Source organism: Actinoplanes sp. NPDC048791 (genome assembly GCF_040650095.1).
Taxonomy (GTDB): Bacteria; Actinomycetota; Actinomycetes; order Mycobacteriales; family Micromonosporaceae; genus Actinoplanes.
In genome coordinates this window covers 1-8,560 of record NZ_JBEZGQ010000295.1, presented here as the reverse complement: position 1 = coordinate 8,560, position 8,560 = coordinate 1, and the positions used below count along the sequence as shown (strand labels likewise).

9 protein-coding genes are annotated in these 8,560 nt (G+C 72.3%); 2 read left to right on the top strand and 7 right to left on the bottom strand.

All coding sequences use genetic code 11. The annotated features are described in order from the left end of the window. Positions 1-100: 100 nt before the first annotated feature. Positions 101-574, bottom strand: coding sequence for a hypothetical protein (locus tag AB0C29_RS21630; protein WP_360822743.1), 474 nt, complete (start codon positions 572-574; stop codon positions 101-103). Positions 575-705: 131 nt separating this feature from the next. Here AB0C29_RS21630 and AB0C29_RS21625 point away from each other — a divergent pair, with 131 nt between their 5' ends. After that, complete coding sequence (locus AB0C29_RS21625) at positions 706-3,981, top strand: TIR domain-containing protein (protein ID WP_360822740.1); 3,276 nt, start codon at positions 706-708, stop codon at positions 3,979-3,981. Here the strand turns inward: AB0C29_RS21625 and AB0C29_RS21620 are convergent. The 5 genes from AB0C29_RS21620 to AB0C29_RS21600 form a co-directional block, all read right to left on the bottom strand. Continuing rightward, positions 3,978-5,162, bottom strand: coding sequence for an RNA polymerase sigma factor (locus AB0C29_RS21620; RefSeq protein WP_360822737.1), 1,185 nt, complete (start codon positions 5,160-5,162; stop codon positions 3,978-3,980). The genes AB0C29_RS21625 and AB0C29_RS21620 overlap by 4 nt on opposite strands. Before the next feature lie 17 nt (positions 5,163-5,179). Continuing rightward, positions 5,180-5,536 carry a YciI family protein gene (locus tag AB0C29_RS21615; RefSeq protein WP_360549164.1) on the bottom strand — a complete coding sequence of 119 codons (357 nt, stop codon included), beginning with the start codon at positions 5,534-5,536 and terminating at the stop codon, positions 5,180-5,182. A gap of 65 nt (positions 5,537-5,601) precedes the next feature. Beyond that, positions 5,602-6,030, bottom strand: coding sequence for a DUF6069 family protein (locus AB0C29_RS21610; RefSeq protein WP_360822734.1), 429 nt, complete (start codon positions 6,028-6,030; stop codon positions 5,602-5,604). 129 nt (positions 6,031-6,159) lie between these two features. Further along, complete coding sequence (locus AB0C29_RS21605; protein ID WP_360822731.1) at positions 6,160-6,468, bottom strand: hypothetical protein; 309 nt, start codon at positions 6,466-6,468, stop codon at positions 6,160-6,162. 151 nt (positions 6,469-6,619) lie between these two features. Further along, on the bottom strand, positions 6,620-7,306 hold the full coding sequence (locus tag AB0C29_RS21600) for a DNA alkylation repair protein (RefSeq protein WP_360822729.1): 687 nt from the start codon (positions 7,304-7,306) through the stop codon (positions 6,620-6,622). 122 nt (positions 7,307-7,428) lie between these two features. Between AB0C29_RS21600 and AB0C29_RS21595 the strand changes: the two genes are divergently transcribed. Then, positions 7,429-8,298 carry an AraC family transcriptional regulator gene (locus AB0C29_RS21595; RefSeq protein WP_360822726.1) on the top strand — a complete coding sequence of 290 codons (870 nt, stop codon included), beginning with the start codon at positions 7,429-7,431 and terminating at the stop codon, positions 8,296-8,298. A gap of 3 nt (positions 8,299-8,301) precedes the next feature. Here AB0C29_RS21595 and AB0C29_RS21590 read toward each other — a convergent pair. Continuing rightward, on the bottom strand, positions 8,302-8,560 hold a 259-nt coding region (locus AB0C29_RS21590), incomplete at its 5' end, for an alpha/beta hydrolase (RefSeq protein ID WP_360822723.1).

Genomic DNA, 8,560 nt, shown 5'->3' with positions numbered 1-8,560 from the left:
CGGCGGGCCGCACCGCGAGCTCGCCCGCGGTCTCTTCGCCGAGCTGGCCGTGCCCGCCGCGCCGCGCCTGGAAATGCCGACAGCGACTCCCGGCCGGTAGTCAGACCCGGAGCACGCCGTCGACCCACAGCACCGTGACGGGGCATCCGCGGGTCCGGGCGTACGTGACGATGTCCGCTGTGCCGCCGAGGCCGCGGGCGGGCCGGCCGTCCCACACCGCGAAGAGATGGTCGCAGCGATCCACCAGGGCCTGACCGGCGGCGAGATACGCCTGCTCGCTGGGCTCCGGGAAGGGCATCGTGGTGACCGTCGCCGCCGCCCGCCTGAGCTCGGTGAACCGGGCCCGGCTGCCGGCCCCGCCCAGCGAGCTGGCGTAGCCCTCGCACGGCAGGATCACCTCGAGGGTGCCGCCGGCCGCCAGCACGTGGGCGGCGAACAGCTGGTCGGCGCCGTCGGCGAGGTTCGACAACCCGTACAGCTGGGCGCCGGCCGGGAGGACCCGGCGCCAGTGGTCCTCCGCGCGGTCGACGATCTCCGGCGGGAGAATCTGATGACCGGTGACACCGAACCGCACCCCGACCCCCGTACGAAGGCTCGTCGACCTGTAGAAGCACCATGACGATACGGTCTCCCGCCTTTTCCCGGGGGACGCCGGCATGGACAATCTGTCGTCGCTGGACGTGCCGACTGCCGGGGGACCGTGTCATGACCTTCAATGGGTTCATTTCGTACAGCCATGCCGCGGACGGGCGTCTCGCGCCCGCCGTGCAGCGTGGTCTGCACCGGTTGGCCAAGCCGTGGCACCGTCGGCGCGCCCTGTGGATCTTCCGGGACCAGACCGGACTGTCGGTGACCCCGGCGCTGTGGTCGTCCATCCAGACCGCGCTGGACGGCTCGGAGTACTTCGTGCTGCTCGCCTCGCCGGAGGCTGCCGGATCACCGTGGGTGAACCGGGAGATCGAGCACTGGATGGCCACCAAGACGGCGGACCGCATCCTGCCCGTGGTGACCGACGGCGAATGGGAGTGGGACTCCGAGCGGCACGACTTCACCGAGGACTCCACGGCGGTGCCCGCGGCACTGCGTGGCGTGTTCGACGAGGAACCGTTGTTTCTCGACCTGCGCTGGGCGCGCGGCAGCGAGCACCTCAGCCTCCAGCATTCCCGCTTCCGCGACGCGATCGCGCAGCTGGCGGCCCCGATGCACGGCGTCAGCAAGGACGAGCTGGAGGGCGAGGACGTCCGGCAGCACCGCCGGGCCCGGCGGCTGCGCTCGGGTGCGGTGGCGACGCTGGTGCTGCTGACGATGCTGGCCACGGTGACCGGCATGTCGGCGGTGCGCAACGCGGAACGGGCACGGGCCGCGGCGGCCGAGGCAATGCGCCAGCAGCAGGTGGCCGAAGTGCAGCGCGGCAGTGCCGAGCGGTCCGCGCAGGAGGCGCTGCGGCAGCAGGAGCTGGCCAGGCAGCAGCAGGATCTGGCCCAGCAGCAGCGGACCCGGGCGACCGACGCGACAGCCGCGGCGGACGAGGCCGAACGTCTGGCCGAGAAGCAGCAGAAGCTCGCGGACGCGGCGGCGGCGGAGGCACGCCGGCAGCAGCGGCTGGCCGACCGGGCCGCGACCCGGACGCGCGAGCAGCAGCGCCTCGCGAAGGAGGCGGCCGAGCGCGCGCAACGGATGGAGAAGGAGGCACGGCGGCTCGCGAAGATCGCGCAGGAGCAGCGGCGGCTGGCCCGGGAAGCGGCCGAGGAGGCCGACCGGCAGCAGGCCAAGGCTGACGAGCAGCAGCGGATCGCGGTCAGCCGGCGACTCATGATCCGGGCCAAGGCGTCGATCGTCGACGACCCGAAGACGGCCCTGATGCTCGGCGCGGCCGCCCACGAGCTTCGGCCCGACGCGGAGAACCACAAGGAGCTGGCCGGCGTCATCACGGCGACGAACTACGCCGGCTCGTTCCGGAACACGACCTGGACCGCGTACGCGAAGGACGGCGTCCTGGCCGGGCTCGGCAGCGACGGCCTGGTGACGCTCTGGAATGTGACCGACCGGCGGAAGCCGTCGGTGCTCGCCATGCTGGGCGAGCGGGCCGCGAAAGGCGGGTCCCTGTTGTTCAGCCCGGACGGCAGGACGCTGGCTGTGGTGGGCGCGCAGGACAAGGTGGTCCTGTGGGACGTGGCCGTCCGGTCCCGTCCGGTCCGGCTCGCCACGCTGGCGAACGACGGCGCGGTCCGCTCGCTGGCGTACAGCGCGGACGGCAGGACCTTCGTCACGGGTGACCTGTCCGGGATCACCACCCTGTGGGACACCAGCGACCGGGCCGAGCCCGAGCTGATCACCCGGCTGGACGGCTTCGAGCCGTACCCGGTGGAGGGTCTCGCGTTCAGCCCCGACGGGCGCACCCTGATCGTGGACAAGGGCCGGTTCGTCCCGGTCTACGACATGACCGATCCGCTGGATCCGGTCGCGCTGCGCGGGGTCGTCGGCTTCGGCAAGCTTCCGATGGTCTTCACCCCGGACTCGAAGAAGCTGATCGTCGGCGACTACGACGGCACGGTCGCGTACTACGACATCGAGGCGCGCCGGGACGAGATCCGCGACGGCGTACGGGTCATGGACGACGGTCCGCAGCCCCCGGACATGCCGCCGGACGAGCCGGACTGGGGAGCGTACGACCGGATCACCAGCCTCGGCGGGACGATCAGCGCGATCACTCTCAGCCCGGACGGGCGGATGATGGCCGCCGGTGACGAGGACGGGACGGTCACCGTGTGGGACGGCCGTAGGGTGATCTCCAGCATGCAGGCCAACGCCGGGATCCGGACGCTGGCCTTCGGACCGGGCGCCGGGACGCTCGTCACCGCCGACACCTCGGGCAACGCGACCATGTGGAACGTGACGCCCCGGTCCGCCCCGGACCGGCTGGCCGCGCTCGCCGTCGCGGGTGGCTCGAACCGGGCCACCGTCTTCGGCCCGGACGGCCGTACCCTGCTCGCCGCCGGCTCCGACGGCCGGGCGCGGACGTGGAAGGTGACCGACCCGGCCCGTCCCGTCCCGGGTGCCGACCTCACCGTCCACAGCGGAGCCGTGCGATCGGTCGCGTTCAGCGCGGACGGCCGCACGGTGGCGGCGGTCGGATCGGACGACGGCCGGCTGACGGTCTCCCAGGTGTCCCGGCCGGACCGGTCGGTGACGCTCACCGTGTTGCCGAAGTACGTGCTGGGGACGAACGCGATGGCGTTCAGCCCCGACGGGCGCACCCTCGCCGTCGTCGCGGACAACACCGCGACGATGCTGTGGGACCTGACCGATCGGAAGCGGCCGGTCCTGCGGGCCACCCTGGGCGGCAACAGCTTCGGTACGGCGCTGGCGTTCAGCCCGGACGGGCGGACGCTGGCCGCCGGCGGCGAGGACCGCACGCTGACGCTGTGGAATGTGGTCGACCGCAGCCGCCCCATCCGGGTCGGCGGGCTCAACGGGCACAGTGATTTCGTGGAGTCGCTGGCGTTCACCGCGGACGGGCGGACCCTGGCGAGCGCCGGGTTCGACTCCCGGACGATCCTGTGGGACGTCACCGATGGCGGCCAAGCGCACCGGCTCGCCATCCTGGGCGGTCACTCCGGTGGGGTCGAGTCGGTGGCCTTCAGCCCGGACGGGCGCACCATGGCGACCGGGGGCCGCGACAACACGGTGAACCTGTGGGACACCGCCAGGCCGGCCGAGCCGATCCGGGTCGCCACGATCCCGTCCGGCCTCGCCGGCGAGGCGCGCGAGGTGACGTTCCGGCGCGACGGGCAGACGCTGGCGGTCACCGGGCAGTCCCGCGACGCCGTGACCGTCACGCTGTGGAGCTACGCGAAGCTGAACAGCCTGCGTAACGACCCGGCGGGCTACGCCTGTGCGATAGCCGGCCGTGGCTTCAGCCCGAGCGAGTGGGCCCGGCACATTCCTGAGCTGGCTTACCGCCGTACCTGTGCCGGCTAAGGGCTGAGGCCGGCCCGGCGGTCCTGGAGGAAGGCCCGCTCGGTCTCGTTGCCGGCCAGCGCGATGGCCTCGTCGTAGGCGGCCGCGGCCTCCCGCACCCGGCCGAGCCGGACCAGCAAGTCGGCGCGGGTCGCGGGCAGCAGGTGGTAGCCGGGCAGCTCAAGGTGCTCCAGCGCGGCCAGCGCCAGCCCCGGCCCGTGCACCTCGGCGACCGCGACCGCCCGGTTCAGCGCGACCACGGGGGTCGGCGCCAGCGCCTGCAGCTGGTCGTAGAGCGCCAGGACCTGCTGCCAGTCGGTGGCCGGGCCGTCGGTGTGCACGGCGTTGATCGCCGCCTGGATCTGGTACGGGCCCGGCCGGTTGCGCCGCAGGCACCGGCGGACCAGGTCATGTCCCTCGGCGATCAGCACCCGGTTCCACAGTGACCGGTCCTGGTCCGGCAGCAGCACCAGCTCACCCGCGGGACCGGTACGGGCCGGCCGGCGCGCCTCGGTGAGCAGCAGCAGGGCGAGCAGGCCGACGACCTCGGGCTCGTCCGGCATCAACGCGGCCAGTTCGCGCGCCAGCCGGATCGCCTCGGCGCACAGGTCGGTCCTGATCAGCGACCCGCTGGTGGCCGCGTACCCCTCGTTGAACATCAGGTAGAGCACGGTCAGCACCGGTGGCAGCCGGTCCGGGAGCTCCTCGGCGCCCGGCACCCGGTACGGGATGCCGGTGTCGCGGATCTTCTTCTTGGCGCGCACGATGCGCTGGGCGATGGTCGCCTCCGGCATCAGGTACGCCCGGGCGATCTCCGGCACCTCGAGCCCGCCGAGCAGGCGCAGGGTCAGGGCGGTCCGCGCGTCGGGGGCGAGCGCCGGGTGGCAGCAGGTGAAGATGAGTCGGAGCTGGTCGTCCTGCACCGGTCCCACCTCCTGGGGTTCGTCCGGCTGGTGCAGCAGCAGTGCCTGGGCGTGCCGTGCCTCGCGGGTGGATTCCCGGCGGAGCCGGTCGATGGCCCGGTTGCGGGCGGTGGTCACGATCCAGGCGCCCGGGTTCGGCGGCAGGGTGTCCCACTTCTCCAGGGCCACCGCGAACGCGTCCTGGACGGCCTCCTCGGCGAGGCTGATGTCGCCGAGGAGACGCACGAGCGTCGCCACGCAGCGGCCGTACTCCGCCCGGTAGACGCCGTCGATGTCCATGCCGGCGGGCCGCCCGTTCAGCTCTCGGGCTCGTCTTCGAACGGCCGCACCTCGACCGGGCCCATGCAGGCCGCGGAACACTTGGCGGCCCAGCTCAGCGCCTCGTCGAGGTCCTGGCAGCGCAGCACCCAGAACCCGCCGAGCTGCTCCTTCGTCTCGGCGAACGGGCCGTCGGTCATGGTGGTGCCGCTGCTCTCGGCCCGCACGACGGTCGCGCTGTCGGCCGGGAGAAGACCCCCGCCGAAGACCCACGCGCCGGCGGCCTGCAACTCCTTGTTGACCTTGTCGACCTGGGAGTAGGCCTGCTGCATCTCCTCCGCCGACGGGGTCGGCGCGCCCTCGACCATGTGTACGGCGAGCATGTACTGCTTCATGATTCTTTCCTCCGGTGAATAGACAGCTGGAATGGTGACAGAAGTTCGGGGTGCGTGTCGCCTGATCAGGCCGGCAGCCGCCGCGCGATGACCGGGATGACGATCGCGGCGGCGACCAGGTGGGTGAGCATGAGCAGCGCCCTGGTGCCGGGCGCGGCGTCCACGATCACGTCCGGGACCAGCGAGAGAACGGTCAGCACGACGGTCGTACGGACGAAGGCCCGCCGCGGGTGCCGGGCCGTACGCGCCAGCACCGCGGCCAGGATCACGCCGACCAGCGAGAACACGGTCGTCAGCACGCCGAAACCGGAGACCGGGATCGGCGCGCCGCCCACGTCGAGGCTGACCCCGGCCGCGTGACCGGCGGCAGCGACGATCATGGTGGCGGCACTCGCGGCCGCGGTGGCGGCGACCCCGAACCCGAGCAGGGCGGCGATGCCGGAGCCGGCGGTACGGGTCGTCGTGGTGGCGGGGGTGGTGGCGGTGGTGGTCATGATGCCCTCCGGGCGGTCCGCGGGGCCGGCTCCGTGCCGGCCTCTCACCAGGGCTACGAAAAGGGCCTGCCCCGATCGACGACTCCGCCGAAGATTCTCAGAACTTTTTTTGAGGAGCTGGACCGGAGCTCAGGGACCGGCCGAGAAACGGTCGAGGCGGGCGCGGTCGGTGACGACGATCCCGTGCCGGGTCAGGGCGACAAACCGGAGGAAGCGCGACCGGGACAGCAACCGCGCGGAGACCGCCGTGACCGCCACCAGTCCCGTCGGCGGCGTACCGGTGTCGAGCGTGGCGGGTTTGTCGGCGATGGCCGGCTCGCCGGCCGGTCGGATCAGCGCGCCCGGGCCGAACGCCGCGGGGCTGGTCCGGCGAGCGACCGCCCGCAGCGCGGCCGGCGGGAGGTCTCGAAGCGCCGGGATGGCACCCAACGAAGCCATGTATCGAGTGATACAGCGCCGGGCCGGGGCCTTGTCTATCGTGTGCCGGTATGTGGATCGTCGAGCTGGCCTTCACCGGTGCTCCCGAACGTCTCGCCGCCCGAGCGGATCACCGCCGCCGATCCTTATTTCGGGACTCCGGGTGTCTCGGTCACCCGGATCCGGCAGTGGAGTCCGTTCCTCGGCGCACCATCTCGGTGATCCAGATCGGCGCGAACGGCGACGTGCAGTTCGGCGGCGTCGGGTAGTCCTTGAGCACCTGGAGCCGATCGCCGATGTCGATCGCGCGGGTGCGGTGCTCCGCGTGCTCGATCCCGATCTGGGCCAGGCAGTGGTTCATCGCCCACTGCAGGCGGTCGGGGGCGTCCTTCATCCCGGCCTCGATGAGGTCGAGCAGCCCGTCGAGATCCAGGCCGGCCGGCTTCCTTGCCACCCGTTCGGTGGTCAGCGCCCAGCCGGCGCTGGCGACCACCGGGTCGGGATCGGCGAACCAGGCCAGCCGCAGCTCCTCGGCGTACGGGCTCTTCTTGACCACGTAGTTGACCAGCCAGTCGTGCACCTTGGGCGTACGCGCCCGGCGGATCATCACGTCCAGCTCGTCCCGCCCGAACTCCTTGGGCCGGCAGATCAGCAGCGCCAGCAGCTTCGCCGCGGTGTCGTCCGTCGCCCAGAGCTGCCGCGCGAGGTCCTGCTGGACCTTGAGCCGCTTGGCCACCGCGCGCAGCTTGGTGAGGTTCACCCCGTGATCGTCACCGTGTCGCTCGTTGACCGCGCGGACCTTCGGGTCCTCGAGCGCGGCCAGCTCGGCCAGCACCCCGTCCACCGTCGTGTCAGCCACTTCGGCCTCACCTCCTCACCTGGGGTGTCAGCCTACGAGGCGGGGCGATGATCGGATCGGACGCCGATGATCGGGCGCCGCCGGCCCGTCGCGGGCCAGGATCGATCTCGAAGGGAGGCCTCGTGATAGCGGCCCTCAACCGGCTGGTCGACCTGGTCGAGCAGCATCTGACCGGGGAACTCGACGTCACCGCGACGGCCAGGGAACTCGGCACGACCGAGTACCACCTGCGCCGGGTGTTCTCGTCGCTGGCCGGCATGCCGTTGTCGGAGTACGTGCGCCGGCGTCGCATGACGGTCGCCGCCGCCGAGGTCGTCAGGGGCGATGAGGATCTGCTGACGATCGCCGTCCAGTACGGCTACGGCTCCACCGAGGCGTTCGGCCGGGCGTTCCGGGCGGTCCACGGCGCCGGCCCGGGTGACGTCCGGCGTCACGGCGGTCCCCTTCGCACACAACCACAGCTCAGGTTCCGCCTGACCGTCGAAGGGAACATCCCCATGGACACCCGCATCGTCGAACGGCCCGCGTTCCGGCTCGCCGGGCACGCCGCCCGGGTCCCGCTGCTGCACCGGGGCGTCAACCCGCACATCCAGCAGCACATCGCCGGGCTGCCGCCGGAGGAGCACGGCCGGCTCAAGGCTCTCGGCAACACCGAGCCGGAAGGCCTGCTGCAGGTCACCGACGACCTCGACCCGGACAGTGCCGAGGGCAGCGAGCTCACGTACCTGCACGGAGTCGCTGTCTCCGACGACACCGCGGTGCCCGAGGATCTCGACGCCATCGGCGTACCGGCGGGCCGGTGGGCGGTCTTCCGCACCGCCGGTCCGCATCCCCAGGCGCTGCAGGACACCTGGGCCGCGACCGCGACCGAATGGTTCCCGTCCAACCCCTGGCGGCTCCGGCCGGGCCCCTCGATCGTCGCTGTCCTCGAACGCGCGGACGACTTCAGCACCGCGACCTGCGAGCTGTGGCTCCCGGTCGAACCCGCCTGACCCCTACAGCGCGAGCATCGCCGCGGCGACCTCGTTTGCGGCGGCGTCGGGGATCTTCGTCGCGGCCCGGTCGAGCACGAGCAGCCGGGCGCCGGGGATCTCGCGGGCGAGGGCCTCGCCGTTGCCGAGCGGGAAGAACGGGTCGCGGCGGCCGTGCACCACGAGCGCCGGGATGGTCAGCTCGGGCAGACGCTCGCGCCAGCGCGGTCCGCAGTCGAGCTTGGCGAACACCATGCCCAGCTGGTTGGCCATCTGCACGGCG

Excerpts from the sequence above, each read along its gene's own strand:
- AB0C29_RS21625 (WP_360822740.1), top strand. The coding sequence starts at position 706 with ATGACCTTCAATGGGTTCATTTCGTACAGCCATGCCGCGGACGGGCGT.
- AB0C29_RS21615 (WP_360549164.1), bottom strand. The coding sequence starts at position 5,536 with ATGAAGCAGTACATGCTCGCCGTACACATGGTCGAGGGCGCGCCGACC.
- AB0C29_RS21620 (WP_360822737.1), bottom strand. The coding sequence starts at position 5,162 with ATGGACATCGACGGCGTCTACCGGGCGGAGTACGGCCGCTGCGTGGCG.
- AB0C29_RS21605 (WP_360822731.1), bottom strand. The coding sequence starts at position 6,468 with ATGGCTTCGTTGGGTGCCATCCCGGCGCTTCGAGACCTCCCGCCGGCC.
- AB0C29_RS21610 (WP_360822734.1), bottom strand. The coding sequence starts at position 6,030 with ATGACCACCACCGCCACCACCCCCGCCACCACGACGACCCGTACCGCC.